The sequence below is a fragment of the Xanthomonas euroxanthea genome (genome assembly GCF_903989455.1).
GTDB lineage: Bacteria > Pseudomonadota > Gammaproteobacteria > Xanthomonadales > Xanthomonadaceae > Xanthomonas > Xanthomonas euroxanthea.
In genome coordinates, this window is sequence record NZ_LR861803.1 from 1,464,449 (window position 1) to 1,485,157 (window position 20,709).

The window sequence follows — 20,709 nt, forward strand, 5'->3', positions numbered from 1 at the left end:
GCGCATGCGCAGGCACACAAAAAACCCGGCCAAGGCCGGGTTTTTCTATGCCACCGCAGGCCAGGCCTGCGGTGATGCCGACACGGCGCGCTTACGCGGCCTTGATGGCCTTGATGCGAGCGGTCAGACGGCTCTTGTGACGCGCAGCCTTGTTCTTGTGAATCAGGCCACGGGCACTGAAACGGTCGAGGATGGGCTGAGCGACGGCGAAAGCAGCTTCGGCGCCTGCAGCATCGTTGGCGTCAAGGGCCTTGATCACCTTCTTGACGGCGGTGCGCAGCATCGAACGCTGGCCCGTGTTGCGCTCATTGCGCACAACGGTCTGCTTGGCGCGCTTCTTGGCGGACTTGATATTGGCCACGGTGGTGGGTTCCTGAAAAATCGGTGTAGTGGAAAAAGCAAGCGGGAAAGTATGATGGGCTTAGTTATGTACGTCAAGTCAGTTGTCAAGAGGGAGGCTGCGTGAGCAAGCCCGGCATGTTGAGAGGCCTGCTCTCATTCAGCAGTATGACCATGGTGTCGCGGGTGCTGGGGCTGGTGCGCGACCAAGTCATCACCACCACCTTCGGCACCAATGCGATCACCGATGCGTTCTGGACGGCCTTCCGGGTCCCCAATTTCCTGCGGCGGCTGTTTGCCGAAGGCTCCTTCGCCACGGCGTTCGTGCCGGTGTTCACCGAGGTCAAGGAAACCCGCCCGCATGCCGAGCTGCGCGAGCTGATGGCGTGCGTGGCGGGCACCCTGGGCGGGGTGCTGCTGCTGGTCACTGCGCTGGCGCTGATCTTTGCGCCGCAGTTGGCCACGCTGTTCTCCAGCGGGGTGGATACCGATCCGGCCAAGCATGGCCTGCTGGTGGATCTGTTTCGTCTGACCTTCCCGTTCCTGCTGTTCGTCTCGCTGACTGCGCTGGCCGGCGGGGCGCTGAACAGTTTCCAGAAGTTCGCCATGCCGGCGCTGACCCCGGTGATCCTCAACCTATGCATGATCGCCGGCGCCGTGTGGCTGGCGCCGAAGCTGGGCGGCACTCCGGAAAAGCAGATCATCGCGCTGGGCTGGGCGGTGCTGGCGGCAGGCATGCTGCAGTTGCTGTTCCAGCTGCCTTCGCTGAAAGGCATCAACCTGCTGACCCTGCCGCGCTGGGGCTGGCAACATCCAGGCGTGCGCAAGGTGCTGACCCTGATGGTGCCGACCCTATTCGGCTCTTCTATCGCGCAGATCAACCTGCTGCTGGACACCGTCATCGCCGCCAGGCTGACCGATGGCTCGCAGTCGTGGCTGTCGCTGGCCGACCGCTTTCTGGAGCTGCCGCTGGGCGTGTTCGGGGTGGCACTGGGCACGGTGATCCTGCCGGCGCTGGCGCGCCATCACGTCAAGACCGACCGCAGTGCGTTCTCCGGCGCGCTGGACTGGGGGTTCCGCACCACGCTGTTGATCGCAGTGCCGGCAATGCTCGGCTTGCTGCTGCTGGCCGAGCCGCTGGTGGCGACCTTGTTCCAGTACCGCCAGTTCACTGCCTTCGATACGCGGATGACCGCGATGTCGGTCTATGGCCTGAGCTTTGGCCTGCCGGCGTACGCCATGCTCAAGGTGCTGCTGCCGGCCTTCTACGCCCGCCAGGACACCCGTACCCCGGTGCGGGCCGGCGTGGCGGCGTTGATCGCCAACATGGTGTTCAACTTCGCCTTGCTGGCGGTGGTCTACCAGGTCATGGTGCCGCCCGAGCTCAAGGCGCAGGGCGTGATGCAGGCGCTGGGCAAGCAGCCGGGTCTGCATCTGGCGCTGGGCATTGCCAGCGCGCTGTCGAGTTACCTCAACCTGGGCTTGCTGTGGTACTGGCTGGGCAAGTCCGGCGTCTACCAGCGCCGGCCGGGTTGGGCAGGCTATGCGCTGCGCCTGCTGCTGGCGTGCGCGGCGATGGTGGCGGTGCTGTTGAGCCTGCTGTGGTGGCTGCCATCGTTCACCGTGATGGGCAAGTGGGATCGCATCGGCTGGCTGGCAGTGCTGGTCGGTAGCGGCGGGGCGACTTATCTGGTGGCGCAGGTGGCGCTCGGTTTGCGGCCGCGGCATCTGCGCGAAGGCTAGTCGCCTGCCAAGTCGGCCGCGGGTGCAGAGCCATCGGTCAGACGGTGGGGGTTGATGCCGGGCCAGGCGGGCGCGCAATCGCCTGCCCGCTTCCGGGACGCAGCTCGCGCGGCACCGGCCGGGCGGCGCCCATGCGGGTTGACAGGCACGGCTATACTTGCGGGTTATGCATCAACGAGGGTCGGCCGGCAGGCCGGCATCTGTTTGGATCGAGGAATGAGCAGGCTGTTTAGAGACGTCGAGGGCGGGACGCTGTTCCCGCACGGAAGCGTGGTCTGCATCGGCGCCTTTGATGGCCTGCACCTGGGGCATCGGGCATTGGTGCAGCACGCAGTCGCGCGCGCGCGCGCGCTGGGCGTGCCGGCGGTGGCGGTGAGCTTCGAGCCGCTGCCGCGCGAATTTTTCGCCCCGGCCGCGCCGCCGCCCCGGCTGACCCTGGCCCGCGCCAAGATCGAAGGGCTGCACGGCTTCGGTGCCGACAGCGTGGGCATGATCCGTTTCGACGGCCGCCTGTCGGCGATGAGCGCCGAGGATTTCGTGCGGCTGGCCCTGGTCGGCCGGCTATGCGCCAAGGAGGTCTGGATCGGCCCGGAGTTCCGTTTCGGCCATCGGCGTGGTGGCGATATCGGCCTGCTGCGCGCGCTCGGTGCGCACTACGGATTTGAGGCGGGCGAAATCGCGCCGGTGCATCTGCACGGCGAGCGCATCTCGGCCACGCGCATCCGCGAGCTGCTGGGTGCAGGCGAGTTCGCGCACGCCGGGCAATTGCTTGGCCGGCCGTATGCCATTGGCGGGCGGGTGGTGCGCGGCAAGCAGCTTGGACGCACGTTGGGCTATCCGACCGCCAATCTGCGATTTCCGCGCACGCCGGCGCTGTCGGGTATTTACGCAACCTGGGTGCATGGTGTGGCCGAGCGGCCGTGGCCGTCGGTCTCCAGCTTCGGCACGCGGCCGACGGTGGCCGGCGTGGAGCCGCTGCTGGAAGCGCACCTGTTCGATTTCCAGGGCGATCTGTATGGCCGGCATATCGCCGTCGAATTCGTCGCCAAGCTGCGCGACGAAGAGAAGTTCGACGGCCTGGACGCGCTGACGGTGCAGATGCACCACGATGCCGAGCAGGCGCGTGCGGTGCTGGACAGGCATGCAGTTTCTGCGACACACGCGAATTCCTCGCAACAGCCCGCCTATGATGCGAGTCCCTCGCAGGAGCCGACCTATGATGCGAGTCCCTCGCAAGAGCCCGCACATCCATGTGCGGACTTATCAAAAAATCCAGCGCAACGGTAGAGACCTGTGACCCAAGACTACAAAGCCACTCTCCATCTGCCCGCGACGGAATTCCCGATGCGCGGCGACCTGCCCAAGCGCGAGCCGGCGATGCTGGAGCGCTGGGAGCGCGAGGGGCTGTACGCGCAACTGCGCGCCAATGCGGCCGGGCGCCCGCTGTTCGTGCTGCACGACGGCCCGCCGTATGCCAATGGCCAGATCCATCTGGGCCACGCGGTCAACAAGATCCTCAAGGACATCATCGTCAAGTCGAAATACCTGGCTGGCTTCGATGCGCCCTACATCCCGGGTTGGGACTGCCACGGCCTGCCAATCGAGATCGCGATCGAGAAAAAGTACGGCAAGGTCGGCGTGAAGCTGGATGCGGCGCAATTCCGCCAGAAGTGCCGTGAATACGCCACCGAGCAGATCGACCTGCAGCGGCGCGACTTCAAGCGCCTGGGCGTGATCGGCGACTGGGACAACCCGTACAAGACGCTGGATTTCCGCTTCGAGGCCAACGAGATCCGTGCGCTGGCCAAGGTGGTCGACAACGGCCATCTGACCCGCGGCGTCAAGCCGGTGCATTGGTGCTTCGACTGTGGCTCGGCGCTGGCCGAGGCCGAGATCGAATACGCCGACAAGGTGTCGCCGACGGTGGATATCGCCTATCCGGCGCGCGATCCGGCGGCCGTGGCTGCTGCATTCGGCGCGAGCCTGCCGGCGGGCGTGGGCGTGGCGGTGCCGATCTGGACCACCACCCCGTGGACGCTGCCGGCGTCGCTGGCGGTGAGCCTGGGCGCGGACCTGGACTACGTGCTGGTCGAAGGCCCCGCCGATCGCGGCCAGCCGCGCTGGCTGGTGGTCGCCGAAGCCCTGGCCGGCAAGGCGCTGGCGCGCTACGGCGTGGACACGGTGGTGGTGCACGGGCATGCCAAGGGTGCGGCGCTGGAGCAGATGCTGCTGAACCACCCGTTCTATGCCGAGCGCGAAATCCCGGTGTTGCTGGGCGACCACGTGTCGGCCGAGGACGGTACCGGCGCGGTGCACACCGCACCGGGACATGGCCAGGAGGACTACCAGGTCTCCAAGCAGTACGGCCTGCTCGAGCGTTATGGCGCTGCGCAGATCAACCCGGTGGACGGGCGCGGCGTGTACCTGCCGTCCACGCCGCCGCTGGGCGAGACCGTGCTGGCCGGGCTGCACATCTGGAAGGCCAACGACATCCTCATCGAGGCGCTGCGCGACACCGGCGTGCTGCTGGCGGCCAGCAAGATGGAACACAGCTATCCGCATTGCTGGCGCCACAAGACGCCGATCGCATTCCGCGCCACGCCGCAGTGGTTCATCTCGATGGAGCAGGCCAACCTGCGCGCCGATGCGCTGGCGGCCATCGACAACGTGCATTGGTATCCGTCCTGGGGCCAGGCACGCATCGCCGGCATGGTCGACGGGCGTCCGGACTGGACGATTTCGCGCCAGCGCACCTGGGGCGTGCCGATCGCCTTGTTCGTGCATCGCGAAACCGGCGAGCCGCATCCGCGCAGCACCGAGTTGCTGCGCCAGGTCGCCGACCGCGTGGAGCTGGGCGGCGTGGACGTGTGGTACACGCTGGACGCGGCCGAACTGCTGGGCGATGAGGCCGCCGACTACGACAAGATCACCGACATCCTGGATGTGTGGTTCGACTCCGGCGTGACCCATGAAGCGGTGCTGGTGGACCGCGGTCTGCCCAAGCCGGCCGACCTGTACCTGGAAGGCTCCGATCAGCACCGTGGCTGGTTCCAGTCCTCGCTGCTGACCGGCGTGGCGATGGACAGGGCGGCGCCGTACAAGCAGTGCCTGACCCACGGCTTCACGGTGGACGAGCACGGCCGCAAGATGTCCAAGTCGCTGGGCAACGGCATCGAGCCGCAGGACATCATGAAGACCCTGGGCGCGGACATCCTGCGCCTGTGGATCGCCTCGGCCGATTACAGCAACGAGATGTCGCTGTCGCAGGAGATCCTCAAGCGCAATGCCGACGCGTACCGTCGCCTGCGCAATACCGCGCGCTTCCTGCTCGGCAACCTGCATGGCTTCGATCCGTTGCAGCATCTGGTGGCGCTGGACGACATGGTGCTGCTGGACCGCTGGATCGTGCATCGCGCGCACGAGCTGCAGGAGAAGATCGTCGCCGCGTATGCGCGCTACGACTTTGCCGAGATCGTGCAGGCGCTGCTGAATTTCTGCAGCGTGGATCTGGGCTCGCTGTATCTGGACGTGACCAAGGACCGTCTGTACACGATGGCCGAGGATGCACGCGGCCGCCGTTCGGCGCAGAGCGCGATGTATCACGTGGCCGAGGCGTTCGTGCGCTGGATCGCACCGGTGCTGAGCTTCACCGCCGAAGAGCTGTGGGGCTACCTGCCGGGCAAGCACACCGATAACGTGCTGTTCGCCACCTGGTACGACGGCCTGGCGCCGCTGCCGGCCGATGCTGCATTGACCGGTGCGGATGTCGACAAGTTGCTGGCCTTGCGCGAGCAGGTGGCCAAGGTGCTGGAGCCGATGCGTGCCAATGGCGCGATCGGTGCGGCGCTGGAGGCGGAGATCACCGTGGCTGCCGATGCACAGACTGCCGCGCGTTGGCAGCCGCTGGCCGAGGAGCTGCGCTTCCTGTTCATCAGTGGCGATGTCACCGTCACCGCGGCCAGCACCGACGACATCTTCGTCAGCGCGCAGCCGACCAGCAAGGCCAAGTGCGTGCGCTGCTGGCACCACCAGGCCAGCGTGGGCAGCGATCCGCGTCACCCGGAACTGTGCAGCCGCTGCGTCAGCAATATCGAAGGCCCCGGCGAGGAGCGTCGCTGGTTCTGATGGGGTGCGCATGATTGCGCGTGGCGGGCCGATCCTGCCACGCGTGATCGAGACCCGGATGGGCCGGGCGTGCGCCTGCGCGCGAGCTCATCGGCAGCCACCGCTGCCGTCGATGGCCCCGGTGCCGCAGTCCCTCGCTTGCTGAAGCGTGGCGCACGCGGCAATGCGGGGCAGGGCGGCTGGCTCGGGCGTCCATGCCATCCTTGCCCGCCTGTCTTCCAGCTTTTGTTCTGCTCACCGCCATCCCCAACGCCATCCAGGCATCTTCTCCGGCGTCGGAGAAGTCACCACCAACTGCGATCTTTCGACATGAGTCAACGCCCCAAACCCTCCGCCCTGATCTGGTTGCTGCTGTCGGCACTGGTGGTCGGGCTGGACCAGTGGAGCAAGGCCTGGGTGCTGTCCAGCCTGCCCGAGTACACCCCGGTGCCGGTGATCGACGGCTTCTGGAACTGGTACCGCACCTACAACACCGGTGCTGCCTTCAGCTTCCTGAGCGATGCCGGCGGCTGGCAGCTGTGGTTCTTCACTGCGCTGGCAGTGGGCATCAGCGGGCTGCTGGCATTCTGGCTGTCGCGCACCGCGCGCGGCGAATGGCGCAGCGCGTTGCCGTATGCGCTGGTGATCGGTGGGGCGATCGGCAACGTGATCGACCGCCTGATGCACGGCCACGTGGTCGATTTCATCCAGTGGTATATCGGCAGCCATACCTGGCCTGCGTTCAACATCGCCGACTCGGCGATCGTGGGCGGCGCCATCGGCATCGCGGTATTCGGCCTGTTCGACAGGTCCGGCAAGCGGGAGGCGGGGATCCGGAAGTAGGAATCGTCGCTGAAGTCGCGGCGTACCGGCATCGCCCGGTTCCATCCTCCATTCCCCATTCCCGTAGAATGCCCGCCATGGATGTCCTGCTCGCCAATCCCCGTGGTTTCTGTGCCGGTGTCGACCGTGCGATCGAGATCGTCAAGCGCGCGATCGAAACGCTGGGCGCGCCGATCTATGTGCGCCATGAAGTGGTGCACAATCGCTTCGTGGTCGACGACCTCAAGCAGCGCGGCGCGGTCTTCGTCGAAGAGCTGGACGAGGTGCCGGACAACGCCACGGTGATCTTCAGCGCACACGGCGTCTCGCAGGCGGTGCGGCAGGAAGCCGAGCGCCGCGGGCTGAAGGTGTTCGACGCGACCTGCCCGTTGGTGACCAAGGTGCATTTCGAGGTGGCGCGGCATTGCCGGGCCGGTCGCGACGTGGTGCTGATCGGCCACGCCGGACACCCGGAGGTTGAGGGCACGATGGGGCAGTGGAGCCGCGAACGCGGCGCGGGCACGATCTATCTGGTCGAGGACATCGAGCAGGTTTCCACGCTGCAGATCCGCCAGCCGGAGAACATTGCCTACACCACCCAGACCACGCTGTCGGTGGACGACACCATGGGCATCATCGAGGCCCTGCGTGCGCGCTACCCGGCCATGCAGGGGCCGCGCCACGACGATATCTGCTACGCCACCCAGAACCGCCAGGACGCGGTGCGCGATCTCGCGCGCCAATGCGATCTGGTGCTGGTGGTCGGTTCGCCCAACAGCTCCAATTCCAATCGCCTCAGCGAGCTGGCCCGGCGCGACGGGGTGGAGTCCTACCTGATCGACAACGCCAGCGAGATCGACCCGGCCTGGATCGTCGGCAAGCAACACATCGGCCTGACCGCCGGCGCCTCCGCGCCGCAGGTGCTGGTCGATGGCGTGCTGGCGCGGTTGCGCGAGCTGGGCGCCAGCAGTGTGTCGGAGCTGGAAGGCGAGCCGGAATCGATGGTGTTCGCGCTGCCCAAGGAATTGCGGTTGCGCCTGGTCAGCTGACAGCTGGCGCTCCGGGCTGCTTGCGGTGGCGGGTCCTCGCGGCTAGCCCGGCTGCTTCGCAGCTGCAGGTGGTCGCCCTCCGCCGGCCATGGCCAACAGGTCCGGGCCCGGGATACGTAGTGCGCCGCCTGGCGGCGATTGACCGGGCACCGGCTCCGCTCCTACAATGCACGGCTCGCCGGAATAGCTCAGTTGGTAGAGCGGCGCATTCGTAATGCGTAGGTCGTAGGTTCGATTCCTATTTCCGGCACCATTGCTTCAACACTGGGTCGACCATTGGTCGGCCCAGCTGCGTTTGGGCCGAAGCACGCGCATCTTGCCGCTGGCCCGGCCATATACGCGGCACGTCGTGCCGGCCGCAATCGATGGTCGCGGCTGCATCTTTGTCGTCCTGCGCAGCGCTGCGACAACATGTCGCACAGTTTTGCGCGCATTAATTGCGACAGATCATTGCCGATGGGTTTCGTGCAGGTGCAGCAAAGTCTAAAATCAGGGAGCTAACTCGTGTCTTCGGTCTGCGTGGCCACCTTCCTTCAGGAAGCGTGCCGTCAGGACAAGTCCCACCTGGATACGACGAACGAGGCTGGCGTTCCTTCGCACTTGGATCGACCGATGATTCCGTTGAAACATCTCGGGCGTGTACTTCGTCCAGGCCTGATGCTGCCGTTCCTGCTGTTGGCAGGCTGCAGTTCGGCCATTCTCAATCCGAAAGGCCAGATCGGCCACGACGAGAAGCAGCTGCTGATCACCTCGGTCGTGCTGATGCTGATCGTGGTCATCCCGGTGATCGTGATGACGATTGCGTTCGCGTGGAAATACCGCGCATCCAACACGAAGGCACGCTACGAGCCGGACTGGTCGCACTCCACCGCGATCGAGGTGGTGGTGTGGTCGATCCCGTGCGTGATCATCCTGGTGCTGGCGGTGCTGACCTGGCGCTCCTCGCACGCGCTGGACCCGTACCGGCCGCTGGATTCGGACGTCAAGCCGATCACCATCGAAGCGGTGTCGCTGGACTGGAAGTGGATGTTCATCTACCCGGACCAGAACATCGCCACAGTCAACGAAATCGCGTTCCCGGTGCATACGCCGCTGAACTTCAAGATCACCTCCGACACGGTGATGAATTCGTTCTTCATCCCGCACCTGGGCACGATGATCTACGCGATGGCCGGCATGGAAACTAAGCTGCACCTGGTGGCCAACGAGCCGGGCGAATACTTCGGCCTGTCGACCAACTACAGCGGTCACGGTTTCTCGAAGATGAGCTTCAAGGCGCATGCCGTCGATCAGGCCGGCTTCGATGCATGGGTGGCCAAGGTCAAGGCATCGCCGACCGCGTTGAACGCCGCCGAGTACCAGGTGCTGGCAGCCAATCGCAACGACAAGGAACAGTATCCGGTCACCTACTACTCGTCGGTGCAGGACGGCATGTTCCGCTCGCTCGTCGACAAATACATGAATGGTCCGGGCCATAACAAAGGCCATGGCGACCATCAGGCAGCGGCTGCAGAGCCGGTTGCCATGTGCACTTCTGGAGACAAGTGATGCTAGGCAAACTTACGATCGAGGCGGTTCCGTACCACGAGCCGATCATCATGGTCGCACTCGGTGGTGCAGGCCTGCTCGGCCTGCTCATCGCGGGCGCCATCACCAAGTACAAGCTGTGGGGCTACCTGTGGAACGAGTGGTTCACCTCGGTTGACCACAAGCGCATCGGCGTGATGTACATCATCGTGGCGCTGGTCATGTTGCTGCGCGGCTTCGCCGATGCGGCGATGATGCGCACCCAGCAGGCGCTGGCGGGTAACGGCGGCGAAGGCGTGCTGCCGCCGCATCACTACGACCAGATCTTCACCGCGCACGGCGTGATCATGATCTTCTTCATGGCCATGCCGTTCATGACCGGCCTGTTGAACCTGATCGTGCCGCTGCAGATCGGTGCGCGCGACGTGGCGTTCCCGTTCCTGAACTCGCTGAGCTTCTGGCTGTTCGTGGCCGGTGCGGCGCTGATCAACATCTCGCTGGGTGTCGGCGAATTCGCCCAGACCGGCTGGCTGGCGTATCCGCCGTTGTCGGGGCTGGAATACAGTCCGGGGGTCGGCGTCGACTACTACATCTGGGCGCTGCAGGTCTCAGGCCTGGGCACCTTGCTGACCGGCATCAACTTCTTCGTGACGATCATGCGGATGCGCGCGCCGGGCATGACCCTGATGCGCATGCCGATCTTCACCTGGACCGCGCTGATCACCAACATCCTGATCATCGCCGCATTCCCGATCCTGACCGTGGCGCTGGCGCTGCTGGGCGCCGACCGTTACCTGGGCACGCACTTCTTCACCAATGACGGTGGCGGCAACGCCATGATGTACGTCAACCTGATCTGGATCTGGGGTCACCCGGAAGTCTATATCCTGATCCTGCCGGCGTTCGGCATCTTCTCCGAGTTGATCGCCACCTACAGCCGCAAGCGCCTGTTCGGCTACACCTCGATGGTCTACGCCACCTCGTGCATCGGCGTGCTGTCGTTCGTGGTGTGGTTGCACCACTTCTTCACCATGGGCTCGGGTGCCAACGTCAATGCCTTCTTCGGCATCACGACGATGATCATCTCGATCCCGACCGGCGTGAAGATCTTCAACTGGCTGTTCACCATGTTCCGCGGTCGTGTGCACATGACCTCGCCGGTGCTGTGGACGATCGGCTTCATCATCACTTTCACCATCGGCGGCATGACCGGCGTGATGCTGGCGATCCCGGCAGTGGACTTCGTGCTGCACAACAGCCTGTTCCTGATCGCGCACTTCCATAACGTGATCATCGGCGGCGTGGTGTTCGGCTACCTGGCCGGCCTGACCTATTGGTTCCCGAAGGCGTTCGGCTTCAAGCTCAACGAGAAGATCGGCAAGGCCTCGTTCTGGTGCTGGATCATCGGCTTCTTCGTGGCCTTCATGCCGCTGTACGTGCTCGGCTTCATGGGCATGACCCGTCGCATGAACACCTACAACCACCCCGAGTGGGCGCCGTGGCTGTATGTCGCCGCGGCCGGTGCTGCGATCATCGGCCTGGGTATCTTCCTGAACCTGGTGCAGATCGGTTACAGCGTGTGGAAGCGCAAGGAGCACATGGACTACACGGGCGATCCGTGGGATGGCCGTACGCTGGAGTGGGCCACCTCCTCGCCGCCGCCGTTCTACAACTTCGCCGTGCTGCCGCACATCGACGACCGCGATCAGTTCTGGGCCGACAAGCAGAACGGCAAGGGCTGGGTGCGTCCGTCCAAGTACGAGGCCATCCACATGCCGCGCAACACCGGTGCAGGCGTGTATATCGGCGCCTTCAGCGTGCTGATGGGCTTCGGTCTGATCTGGCACATCTGGTGGCTGGCCATCGTCGGCCTGGTCGGCATGATCGGCAGCTTCATCGCCCGTACCTTCGATGACGACATCGATTACTGGGTGCCGGCCGACGAAGTGGAGCGTATCGAAAACGCGCGCTTTGCCCTGCTCGAACAGCAACATGCGGCGCAGGCCGCGAAGGTGGTATGACCATGTCTTCCTCGACCACGCTAGACCACGCCGCCCACGCGGGCGGCCACGACGACCACGAACATCACGATGCCGGTGGCAACACCGTCTTCGGATTCTGGGTCTACCTGATGAGCGACTGCCTGCTGTTCGCCGGCCTGTTCGCCACCTATGCGGTGCTCTCCGGCGCCACGGTGGACGGACCGACCGCCAAGGAGCTGTTCGACCTGAAGTTCGTGCTGGTGGAAACCTTCCTGCTGTTGTTCAGCAGCCTGAGCTTCGGCGTTGCGATGATTTCCGCGCACAAGCGCAACATGACCGGGCTGTACGCCTGGCTGGGCGTCACCGCGCTGCTGGGCATCGGCTTTCTGTGCATGGAAGTCTGGGAGTTCAACCATCTGATCCACGAAGGGGCGGGTCCGGGACGCAGCGCGTTCCTGTCGGCCTTCTTCACCCTGGTGGGGACGCACGGCCTGCACGTGGCTTCCGGCCTGTTGTGGATGGCAGTGCTGGTGATCCAGATCTCCAAGAACGGCCTGACCCCGCGCAACAGCACGCGTCTGGCCTGCCTGAGCCTGTTCTGGCATTTCCTGGACATCATCTGGATCGGTGTGTTCACCGTCGTCTACCTGCTGGGAGCGCTGTAATGGCCAATCACCACGCGCATGAAACCGCTGCCGACGCACATGCCGGCGGCCTGAAGTCCTACCTGATCGGCTTTGTGATGGCCGTGATCCTCACCGTCATCCCGTTTGCGATGGTGATGAGCGGAGCGTTCTCCAAGGGCGTCACCGTCATCGTGATCTCGCTGATGGCCGCGGTGCAGATGCTGGTGCACATGGTGTACTTCCTGCACATGGACCGCTCGCCCGAGCAGCGTTCCAACGTGCAGGTGGGCCTGTTCTCGCTGCTGATCATCGGCATCGTGATCGTGGGTTCGCTGTGGGTGCTGCACAACATGAACGTCAACATGATGCATTGAGACGGCATGGCGCCCGATCCCGGCACGCCGGATCGACGCATACCGGACAGAACGAAGCCGCCAGGTCACTGGCGGCTTTTTTTTTTGCGTGCGAATCGGCGCGCAGCATGACCTATGGCATACGGGGGAAGCGCAGGCAGGCGCTTAGCATCGTGGGCTTGCCTGTTCCAGGTCCCTGCGGAGTTGCGATGAAGATCCCCACCTTGTTGTCCGTGTCGCTGCTGGCGGCACTGTCGTTGCCTGCGGCCGCACAAACCGCTGCGCCGCAGGACGTGCCGTTCGACGGCACCTTGAAGATCGACGTCGATGCCACCGATCTGGCCCACCGCATCTTCAAGGTCAAAACCACCATGCCGGCCAAGCCCGGCCCGATGACGCTGCTGTATCCGCAGTGGATTCCCGGCAATCACTCGCCGACCGGGCCGATCGACAAGCTGGCCGGTCTGGTGATCAAGGTCGATGGCAAGGTGGTGCCGTGGAAGCGCGACCAGTTCGATGTGTACGCCTTCACCGTGGACGTGCCCCAGGGCGCCACCGAGCTGGTGGCCGAGTTCAAGTTCCTCTCGCCGCAGGCCCCCAACCAGGGCCGGGTGATGATGACCCCGGAGATGCTCAACCTGCAGTGGAACACCACCGCGCTGTATCCGGCCGGCGTGTTCGCACGCAACATCAAGGCCCAGGCCAGCGTCACCTTGCCAGCCGGCTGGAGCTATGCCACGGCACTGGAAACCGACCGCCGCGTCGGCGACACGGTGACCTTCAAGCCGATCGATTTCGACGACCTGGTCGATTCGCCGATGTTCGCCGGCAAGTACTACAAGCGCGTTGAGCTGAGCGTCGGCAAGCAGCCGGTCTACCTCAACGTGTTCGCCGACGAAGCCAAGTCGCTGGAGGCCAAGCCCGAGCAGATCAAGGCGCATGCAGCGCTGGTGCAGCAGATGGACAAGCTCTACGGCGCGCGCCATTTCGATCATTACGAATTCCTGCTGGCGCTGACCAAGAAACTGGGTGGCATCGGCCTGGAGCATCACCGCTCCAGCGAAAACAGCGGCGTGCCGACGTACTTCACCGAGTGGGACAAGAGCTGGACCGGGCGCGACCTGCTCGCGCACGAGTTCAACCACTCCTGGAACGGCAAGTACCGCCGTGGCGCCGACCTGGCCACGCCCAACTTCAACGTGCCGATGGGCGACAGCCTGCTGTGGCTGTACGAGGGCCAGACCCAGTTCTGGGGCGAAGTGATGGCCGCGCGTTCGGGCCTGTGGACGCAGGACCAGGCGCGCGAGATGCTGGCCGGCGTGGCGGCGAGCTATGAGCGCGGGCGCCCCGGCATGGCCTGGCGCACCGTGCAGGACACCACCAACGACCCGACCATGTCGATGCGCCGGCCCAAGGCGTACCGCAGCTATCAGATGAGCGAGGACTACTATTCCGGCGGCCAGATGATGTGGCTGGAAGTGGACAGCAAGTTGCGCGCGCTGACCAACAACAAGCGCTCCATCGACGATTTCGGCAAGGCGTTCTTCGGCATGAACAACGGCGACTGGGACGTCAACCCGTACACCTTCGACGACATCGTCGCCACGCTCAACGGCATTGCCGCCTACGACTGGGCCAGCCTGTTGCGCAGCCGCATGGACGGGCATGGTTCCTTGAACGGCGGTATCGAAGCCAATGGCTGGAAGCTGGTCTACAACGACGAGCCCAATCTGGCCACCAAGGCCGACGAGAGCGACGACAAGGACGCCAACCTGGCCTATTCGCTTGGCGTGTCCTTGAAAGCCTCTGGCGACATCGGTGATGTGCTGTGGGACGGCCCGGCCTTCAATGCCGGCCTGATCGCCGGCAACACCATCGTGGCGGTCAACGGCCGCGCCTTCAGCAGCGAGGTGATCAAGGACGCGATCAAGGCGGCCAAGGGCACCACCGCGCCGATCGAACTGCTGGTCAAGCGCCTGGACCGCTACGACACCGTGCGCATCGATTACCACGGCGGCCTGCTGTATCCGCATCTGGAACGTATCCCCGGCAAGCCGGACCGCCTGAGCGAGTTGTACAAGCCGCGCTGAGCGGCGGTTGCCTGCGAGCAGCCGTTCGAGCGGGCAATGGAAAAACCTGGCGGTGCGTGCCCGGGAGCGATCGATCATGCAGTGCCAGGCGCCGGTCTTCGTCGGTACCGATGCCGGTGCCGACCGATCGAAAGACAGCGCGCCAGCCGACTGGTCCGCTCATCAATGCGGCCAGGTGAAAACGCCGCCGCAGGAATGGGTGCTTGCATCCCTTCCTGCGGCGGCGTCAGCTGTTCGATTCCCGATTCCCGATTCCCGATTCCCGACTCCCGAGCCAACGTCGCGCATCCTGAGACTGACGCCGACTATCCTGTCGCTCCAGAAGCGATGGGTTAACTGACGATGGCGAAGGCGAAAACGGCCTATGTCTGCGGCGAGTGCGGCGCCGAGTACAACAAGTGGCAGGGGCAGTGCACCGAATGCGGGGTCTGGAACACGCTCAGCGAGATCGTGCTCGAAAGCGCCACGCCCGGCGGCAAGGCCTCGCCTGCGGCCTCGCGGCGTAGCGGCTGGGCCGGCAAGGCCGAGGCGCCAAAGATCACCGCGCTCAAGGATGTGCAGCAGTCCGAGCAGGCGCGTGTGTCCACGGGCATCGGCGAGTTCGATCGGGTACTGGGGGGCGGGCTGGTCGAGGGCGCGGTGGTGCTGATCGGTGGCGACCCGGGCATCGGCAAGTCGACATTGTTGCTGCAGGCGCTGGCGAGCATGGCCAGCACGCTGCCGGTGCTGTACGTGACCGGTGAGGAATCGCTGGCACAGGTGGCCGGGCGCGCGGTGCGGCTGGATCTGCCGCTGGAAGGCTTGAATGCGCTGGCCGAAACCGGCATCGAAAACATCCTGCAGCATGCCAGCGTGGCGCGGCCGAAGCTGATCGTGGCCGACTCGGTCCAGACGCTGTGGACCGAGTCGCTGACCGCGGCGCCGGGCTCGGTCAGCCAGGTGCGCGAGAGCGCGGCGCGGCTGGTGCGCTATGCCAAGGAGACCGGCACCGCCGTGTTCCTGGTCGGCCATGTGACCAAGGAGGGCGGCATCGCCGGCCCGCGCGTGCTGGAACACATGGTCGATGCGGTGCTGTACTTCGAAGGCGAGAGCGGTAGCCGGTTTCGCCTGTTGCGCGCGTTCAAGAACCGCTTCGGGGCGGTCAACGAGCTGGGCGTGTTCGCGATGGGCGAGAAGGGCCTCAAGGAGGTCTCCAACCCGTCGGCGATCTTCCTGTCCGGCGGCAGCACCCAGCAGCCGGGCAGTTGCGTGATGGTCACCCGCGAAGGCACCCGGCCGCTGATGGTGGAGGTGCAGGCACTGGTGGACGCCTCGCCGCTGTCCAATCCGCGGCGCGTGGCGGTGGGGCTGGAGCAGAACCGGTTGGCGATGCTGCTGGCGGTGCTGCATCGCCACGGCGGCATCGTGGTGGGCGACCAGGACGTGTTCGTCAATGTGGTCGGCGGCATCCGCGTGCAGGAAACCGCTGCCGATCTGCCGGTGCTGCTGGCAGTGCTGTCCTCGCTGCGCGACCGGCCGCTGTCGGAGAAGACGATTGCCTTTGGCGAAGTGGGGCTGTCGGGCGAGATCCGGCCGGTGCCCAACGGCGAGGATCGTCTGAAAGAAGCCGCCACCCATGGCTTCAAGCGCGCGATCGTGCCCAAGGCCAACGCGCCCAAGGTTGCCAGCATCAAGGGCATGGAGATCGTCGCGGTGGAGCGGCTGAGCCAGGCGCTGGAAGCGGCGGCCGAGTGATGCCGGCGTGGGATGGAGCGCGCGTGCGCGGGGCATCGCGCTGCACGCGGTGAGCTGATCGCGCGCGCCGGTGCAGGGCCGCACACATTGCGCCGCGCGATGGCGGAATTGCAGCAGTGACGTTGTCGGGTTGGCCGCCGGCAACTGCGGCGACCGTTGGTCGGCCAGCAGTCGCGAGATGCCGCCAGCCGGTAAGAAACCGTTTTCAGCAGAGGGCGGCTATGGCAACATGCGCGGCCCGTTGCACGGTGCACCGGATCACAGACAGCGCCCACTGCGCGTCACCAGGAGAACACGATGGAATGGATGTTGTTGCCACTCAAGCGCTACGCCGACTTCAATGGCCGCTCGCGCCGCAAGGAATATTGGATGTTCATGCTGCTGCAGGCGATCGTCCTGCTGGTATTGGGTGGCTTGTTCGGCATCGCGGCGGCAGTGATGGGCGGCGAGAACGGTCCCGGCGCACTGGCATGGCTGGTGCTTGCCATCATGGGGATCTTCGTACTGGCACTGATCGTGCCGAGCATTGCGGTGACCGTGCGTCGCCTGCATGACCAGGGCAAGTCCGGCTGGTTCTATCTGATCAGCCTGGTGCCCTACGTCGGTGGCTTCATCGTGCTGGTCTTCATGTGCCTGGAAGGCACGCCCGGCCCGAACGAGTACGGCGAGAATCCCAAGCAGTAACCGGGTGCAATGCCTGATCGAACAATGGCGCGGGGAGTCCTCCGCGCCATTGTCGTTTCTGGAGAGCCGCCGGCGGAGGTTGCCAAAGGGCACGCACCTGTTCGAGTGCGGCACTGGGTGCGATAGGGGCATTTGAGCCGACCGCAAAAACGTATCCGTCTTGCCAGGGCGTGGGAAGCGGTCGAGCGGCAATAGGCCAAGAGCCTGCTCGTGTGTTCACTACATGATTGAACTACCAGGTGGACAGGTTTTCCGCCCGGCGTGGCAGCAGGCGAAAAGCAGTCCAGCCAATGCCCGACCAGATCAACGCATCACAGCGGACGGCTCACTGCACTGCAGGCGCCGATGGCATGCAGCAAGCGCGGCTCGCCGCCGTTCGCCGCGCTGCCGCTGTTGCGAGCCCGCGTTGATCAACAGGCCGCGGCGTGATGGGCGGTGCTGGGGCTGACGGCCTTGCTGGGCGCGTGCTTGTCGGGCGTAGCAAGTTCCAATTTGTACCCATGCGAATACACGGTTCTGATGCGCACCACGCCGCTGTGGTTGCATAGCTGCAGCTTCTTGCGCAGCTTGTAGATGTGCTGCTCCATCGTGCGGTCGGTGAACTCGGTGTGGCTACCCCACACCGCCTTGGCCAACTGGCAGCGGCGGAAACATACGCCGGGGCTGGAAAACAACAGCCAGGCGATCGAGAACTCGCGTGCGGTCAGCACGATCGGCTTGCCGTGCAGGTACACGGTATTTTCGTCGCGAATCAGGTGGTAGGGACCAACACTCAGCTGCTGGCTCTCGGAGCACGCCTCGGCCACCGGCGAAAGCGCCAATGCCGCGCGTACATGCAGTTCGTGGGAATTGAACGGCAGGGCGAGCACATCGTGTGCGCCGGCGCGGTACCAGGCCAGAATGTCGTGCGCACAGTCGAAACGCCCCAGCACGATCAGCGGCGTGGGATGACCGCTGTGGCAGCGTTGCCAGGCCAGCAGCGAGCTGTCGTCTGACGCGACGCAGGTCGCGTCGAAGACCAGCAGCTCGCAGGGGGAATGCCGCAGCGAGCGCAGGAGTTCGAGTTCGTCGGAAAACACCGCAAAACTCGGGGCCAGCGGTGCAAGGCTCGCATTGACCTGCGATGCCAGACGCGCGTCCTGCGTCAACAGGAAAGCCGATCCTTGCTTGCCGGTAGGGTTGCCGTGCATCAGCCGGCCTTCCCATGTCTGCCCACGTACCAGTCATGTGCTGGATGCCTGTTGTGGGCAGCAGGCGCCAATACAAAACCCACATGTATAGATAAGTGCATCGCCATCGCCTTTGGCTGCCAGGGGATCCGGCCTGAGGCCGGACGAATGGTATGTACCATTGCGGAGCCAGAAAGTTTCACTGCTGCGTACTTTTCTTCGGCTTCGGGCGGGCCGGCTTTAACGTACGCTCATTTAGGCGCAACGCAGCTCTTACATCCAGGGCATGCGTCGACGGCGACTAACAAAATTCCGACATCGCGCGGTACGCGGGCCGATGGTTCCGGCGGAAAACAATACGCACGATCGCCAGGTCGTTGAATGCAATGCCGGGTCTATACCACGGTATTGCGATTTGCACGTGCACGAAGCGCGCATGGAATATGTGGGCCATCGGTTGATGTCATGGAACGCGGCAGCATTCGTTTGAAGTGCATCTTTCATTTACTGAAATACCTTGCACGCGGCCATCGCCGCGACATGCCAGGACAATGGTCCAGCTGCGCACGGGCTCAGGTGCTCGAATGGCCGACGATTGCTTTTTTGGCTGGCGTCCTGTCTTCAATACGGCTTCGCATGGCGCGGAATGTCCTATGCACGCATGCGGTGGCGGTATGCAAAAAGTGCCCTTTATCTGCACGCCGCTTAACTGGTTCGCCGACAGACAGAGTGAGGATTTTTGATTTTCTTAGTGCCTTGGAGTGAGAAATTCCATTGGATCCGCTGCATACAATCGTTTGCGCCAGCCAGACCGGCGCATTGTTGTTTTTGCTCGTCCCCCTATGAGAGAGCCCGGCATGATCCTTTCAACCTACTTCGCGGCAATCTCTGCGTTGTCGTACGCAGACCGTCTTCCTATCTATACAAGCAGGATGCTGGTTGGTGCCTGGCCGCAAGGTCTGCAACATCTTCAACAACGCCGCGACGGCCAGGCCGCCCCGGATGGTGCAGAGGATGAAGTCAGCCTGCTCGGTGCCAGCGGCGATGCCTTGTTGATCCTCGAATACCAGGAGGAGGCCGAAGATGCCTACCGCCACGCCTTGAAGGCGATGCGCGGGCATCAGCGCCAACTGCGGCTGCTGTCCTGCCGCAACACCGCCTGGTTGATGCTGAGCCAGCGCCGCCTGAGCGCTGCATTGAATTGCTTCGCACAGCTGGCGATGGACCGCGAAACGCCGCCCTGCCTATGCGGGGAGAGTCTGCTGGGCAAGGCGCTGACCCACTTCCATCTGGGCCAGAGCACGCTGGCGCTGCAGACGCTGGAGCGTGCCAACGAAGCGCTGGGGGAACTGGACAGCGGCGCAACCGAGTGGCAGCGCATCGCCAACGCGCTGCGTCTGGACATGATCGCGCAGCTGCGCATCCGGCGTGCCGACCGGATGAGCGACCACGTGTTCTGGCAGGCCACGCTGCGCCAGGAGGATGCGGCGCATGCGTTCGAGCCCAACGAGTTGCGCGCCTGCATCGCCGACCTGGCCGAGAGCATGCCGGTGCTCGCCCAGCGCATGCGCCACGTGCGCAACCTGCTGCGCATTGCCGGTGGCGACACCTTCGGTTTCGATGCGCAGATCGATGCGCTGCCGGCCGCTGCCACCGGGTGCCCGCCATGCGCCCGGCAGGATGCGCAGGTGGAACTGGCGCTTGCCGCATTGGCGGTGGGGCGCGCGGATCTGGCAGAGCGCGCCCTGGCCGGTGCCGGGCGGCACCACGCGCCGCGCTGGAATCTGGAGTTCGAGTATTGCCAGGCCAAGATCAGCCAGGCGCTGGGCAAGACCGAGCAGGCGCTGTTGCTGTACAACCGGTATGCGCTGGGCGCGGTGCAGTGCCTGCGCAGCGAGGTGCAGGCGCCGCGGCTGCTGGAAAGCGGCACGCCGGCACATGTCAGCGACGACATCTCCGCGCGGCTGCCGGCCAAGTATCGGCGCGCCTACGCCTACATGATCACCAATGCGCACCGTTCGGACCTGTCCATCAACGAGGTGGCCGCGCAGATCGGCGTGACCGGGCGCGCCTTGCAGCAGGCGTTCAAGTCCGCCACCGGGCTGTCGCCGACCCAGGTGCTGCGGCGTTACCGGATGCAGAGCATCCGCGACGAACTGCTGGCCGAAGGCGGCTGCGGCAGCGTGCTGCAGGCGGCGAGCCGCTGGGGCGTGGGCAGCCGGTCGGCCTTGGCCAAGGGCTATCGCCAGCATTTCAATGAGGCGCCGATGGAAACCTTGCAGCGGTAAGCCGTTGCGCGCCACGGCCATGCGTCGACGCAGGCCGTGGCGCGTCGTTTCTGCAAGGGGGGCGCTGCCATGGCGGCCGCGCGCCGGCCACGCGCGAGACGCCGTCATAGTGTGACGTGCGTGCGTGTGGGGCGGCTTGCGGCTATCCTGTGCGGCTCGCACTGCCACCCAGGAAGGCGCGTCCGAGGATGGGCGTGGC

15 protein-coding genes and 1 tRNA gene are annotated in these 20,709 nt (G+C 64.8%); 14 read left to right on the forward strand and 2 right to left on the reverse strand.

Annotation, left to right across the window (positions count from 1 at the left end; all coding sequences use genetic code 11):
• Positions 1 to 91 precede the first annotated feature (91 nt).
• On the reverse strand, positions 92 to 361 hold the full coding sequence (rpsT, locus tag H7A86_RS06335; RefSeq protein WP_002807888.1) for a 30S ribosomal protein S20: 270 nt from the start codon (positions 359 to 361) through the stop codon (positions 92 to 94).
• 116 nt (positions 362 to 477) lie between these two features.
• On the opposite strand from rpsT, the gene murJ reads away from it, so the two are divergent.
• The 13 genes from murJ to H7A86_RS06400 all read left to right on the forward strand — a co-directional run bounded on the left by murJ (position 478) and on the right by H7A86_RS06400 (position 17,053).
• Positions 478 to 2,082, forward strand: coding sequence for a murein biosynthesis integral membrane protein MurJ (gene murJ, locus H7A86_RS06340; protein WP_119132564.1), 1,605 nt, complete (start codon positions 478 to 480; stop codon positions 2,080 to 2,082).
• Between the two features lie 216 nt (positions 2,083 to 2,298).
• Positions 2,299 to 3,369 carry a bifunctional riboflavin kinase/FAD synthetase gene (locus tag H7A86_RS06345; protein ID WP_119132565.1) on the forward strand — a complete coding sequence of 357 codons (1,071 nt, stop codon included), beginning with the start codon at positions 2,299 to 2,301 and terminating at the stop codon, positions 3,367 to 3,369.
• A gap of 6 nt (positions 3,370 to 3,375) precedes the next feature.
• Positions 3,376 to 6,207, forward strand: a complete 2,832-nt coding sequence (gene ileS / locus H7A86_RS06350) for an isoleucine--tRNA ligase (RefSeq protein ID WP_119132566.1) — start codon at positions 3,376 to 3,378, stop codon at positions 6,205 to 6,207.
• Between the two features lie 309 nt (positions 6,208 to 6,516).
• Positions 6,517 to 7,029, forward strand: coding sequence for a signal peptidase II (gene lspA / locus H7A86_RS06355; protein ID WP_104582443.1), 513 nt, complete (start codon positions 6,517 to 6,519; stop codon positions 7,027 to 7,029).
• Positions 7,030 to 7,106: 77 nt separating this feature from the next.
• On the forward strand, positions 7,107 to 8,057 hold the full coding sequence (gene ispH, locus H7A86_RS06360; RefSeq protein WP_115676372.1) for a 4-hydroxy-3-methylbut-2-enyl diphosphate reductase: 951 nt from the start codon (positions 7,107 to 7,109) through the stop codon (positions 8,055 to 8,057).
• Between the two features lie 177 nt (positions 8,058 to 8,234).
• Positions 8,235 to 8,310: transfer RNA gene (locus H7A86_RS06365), tRNA-Thr, on the forward strand.
• A gap of 359 nt (positions 8,311 to 8,669) precedes the next feature.
• Entirely contained in the window at positions 8,670 to 9,605 is a 936-nt protein-coding gene (cyoA, locus tag H7A86_RS06370; protein WP_104650267.1) for a ubiquinol oxidase subunit II, read from the forward strand.
• Positions 9,605 to 11,605 (forward strand): cytochrome o ubiquinol oxidase subunit I, encoded by a 2,001-nt coding sequence (gene cyoB / locus H7A86_RS06375; RefSeq protein ID WP_119132567.1) that lies wholly within the window; start codon positions 9,605 to 9,607, stop codon positions 11,603 to 11,605. The genes cyoA and cyoB overlap by 1 nt, the downstream gene beginning before the upstream one ends.
• Entirely contained in the window at positions 11,602 to 12,231 is a 630-nt protein-coding gene (gene cyoC / locus H7A86_RS06380; protein WP_180496907.1) for a cytochrome o ubiquinol oxidase subunit III, read from the forward strand. The genes cyoB and cyoC overlap by 4 nt, the downstream gene beginning before the upstream one ends.
• Complete coding sequence (gene cyoD / locus H7A86_RS06385; RefSeq protein WP_006450195.1) at positions 12,231 to 12,566, forward strand: cytochrome o ubiquinol oxidase subunit IV; 336 nt, start codon at positions 12,231 to 12,233, stop codon at positions 12,564 to 12,566. Before cyoC ends, cyoD begins: the two co-directional genes overlap by 1 nt.
• Positions 12,567 to 12,754: 188 nt before the next feature.
• A complete protein-coding gene (locus H7A86_RS06390; protein WP_180708052.1) occupies positions 12,755 to 14,635 on the forward strand; it encodes a M61 family metallopeptidase in 1,881 nt (626 codons plus the stop codon).
• A 342-nt stretch (positions 14,636 to 14,977) separates the two neighbouring features.
• Complete coding sequence (gene radA / locus H7A86_RS06395) at positions 14,978 to 16,369, forward strand: DNA repair protein RadA (RefSeq protein WP_104650266.1); 1,392 nt, start codon at positions 14,978 to 14,980, stop codon at positions 16,367 to 16,369.
• Positions 16,370 to 16,666: 297 nt separating this feature from the next.
• The gene (locus H7A86_RS06400; RefSeq protein ID WP_104582448.1) at positions 16,667 to 17,053 is read left to right on the forward strand and encodes a DUF805 domain-containing protein; all 387 of its coding nucleotides are present in this window, start codon (positions 16,667 to 16,669) and stop codon (positions 17,051 to 17,053) included.
• 410 nt (positions 17,054 to 17,463) lie between these two features.
• Here H7A86_RS06400 and H7A86_RS06405 read toward each other — a convergent pair whose 3' ends face one another.
• The gene (locus H7A86_RS06405; protein ID WP_104582449.1) at positions 17,464 to 18,243 is read right to left on the reverse strand and encodes a winged helix-turn-helix domain-containing protein; all 780 of its coding nucleotides are present in this window, start codon (positions 18,241 to 18,243) and stop codon (positions 17,464 to 17,466) included.
• Positions 18,244 to 19,154: 911 nt separating this feature from the next.
• Here H7A86_RS06405 and H7A86_RS06410 point away from each other — a divergent pair.
• Complete coding sequence (locus tag H7A86_RS06410) at positions 19,155 to 20,510, forward strand: helix-turn-helix transcriptional regulator (RefSeq protein WP_180708131.1); 1,356 nt, start codon at positions 19,155 to 19,157, stop codon at positions 20,508 to 20,510.
• The last annotated feature ends 199 nt before the right edge of the window (positions 20,511 to 20,709 follow it).

Coding starts and splice junctions, on each gene's coding strand:
- murJ (WP_119132564.1), top strand. CDS start 478: ATGTTGAGAGGCCTGCTCTCATTCAGCAGTATGACCATGGTGTCGCGG.
- H7A86_RS06345 (WP_119132565.1), top strand. CDS start 2,299: ATGAGCAGGCTGTTTAGAGACGTCGAGGGCGGGACGCTGTTCCCGCAC.
- lspA (WP_104582443.1), top strand. CDS start 6,517: ATGAGTCAACGCCCCAAACCCTCCGCCCTGATCTGGTTGCTGCTGTCG.
- ispH (WP_115676372.1), top strand. CDS start 7,107: ATGGATGTCCTGCTCGCCAATCCCCGTGGTTTCTGTGCCGGTGTCGAC.
- cyoA (WP_104650267.1), top strand. CDS start 8,670: ATGATTCCGTTGAAACATCTCGGGCGTGTACTTCGTCCAGGCCTGATG.
- cyoB (WP_119132567.1), top strand. CDS start 9,605: ATGCTAGGCAAACTTACGATCGAGGCGGTTCCGTACCACGAGCCGATC.
- cyoC (WP_180496907.1), top strand. CDS start 11,602: ATGACCATGTCTTCCTCGACCACGCTAGACCACGCCGCCCACGCGGGC.
- cyoD (WP_006450195.1), top strand. CDS start 12,231: ATGGCCAATCACCACGCGCATGAAACCGCTGCCGACGCACATGCCGGC.
- H7A86_RS06390 (WP_180708052.1), top strand. CDS start 12,755: ATGAAGATCCCCACCTTGTTGTCCGTGTCGCTGCTGGCGGCACTGTCG.
- radA (WP_104650266.1), top strand. CDS start 14,978: ATGGCGAAGGCGAAAACGGCCTATGTCTGCGGCGAGTGCGGCGCCGAG.
- H7A86_RS06400 (WP_104582448.1), top strand. CDS start 16,667: ATGGAATGGATGTTGTTGCCACTCAAGCGCTACGCCGACTTCAATGGC.
- H7A86_RS06405 (WP_104582449.1), bottom strand. CDS start 18,243: ATGCACGGCAACCCTACCGGCAAGCAAGGATCGGCTTTCCTGTTGACG.
- H7A86_RS06410 (WP_180708131.1), top strand. CDS start 19,155: ATGCTGGTTGGTGCCTGGCCGCAAGGTCTGCAACATCTTCAACAACGC.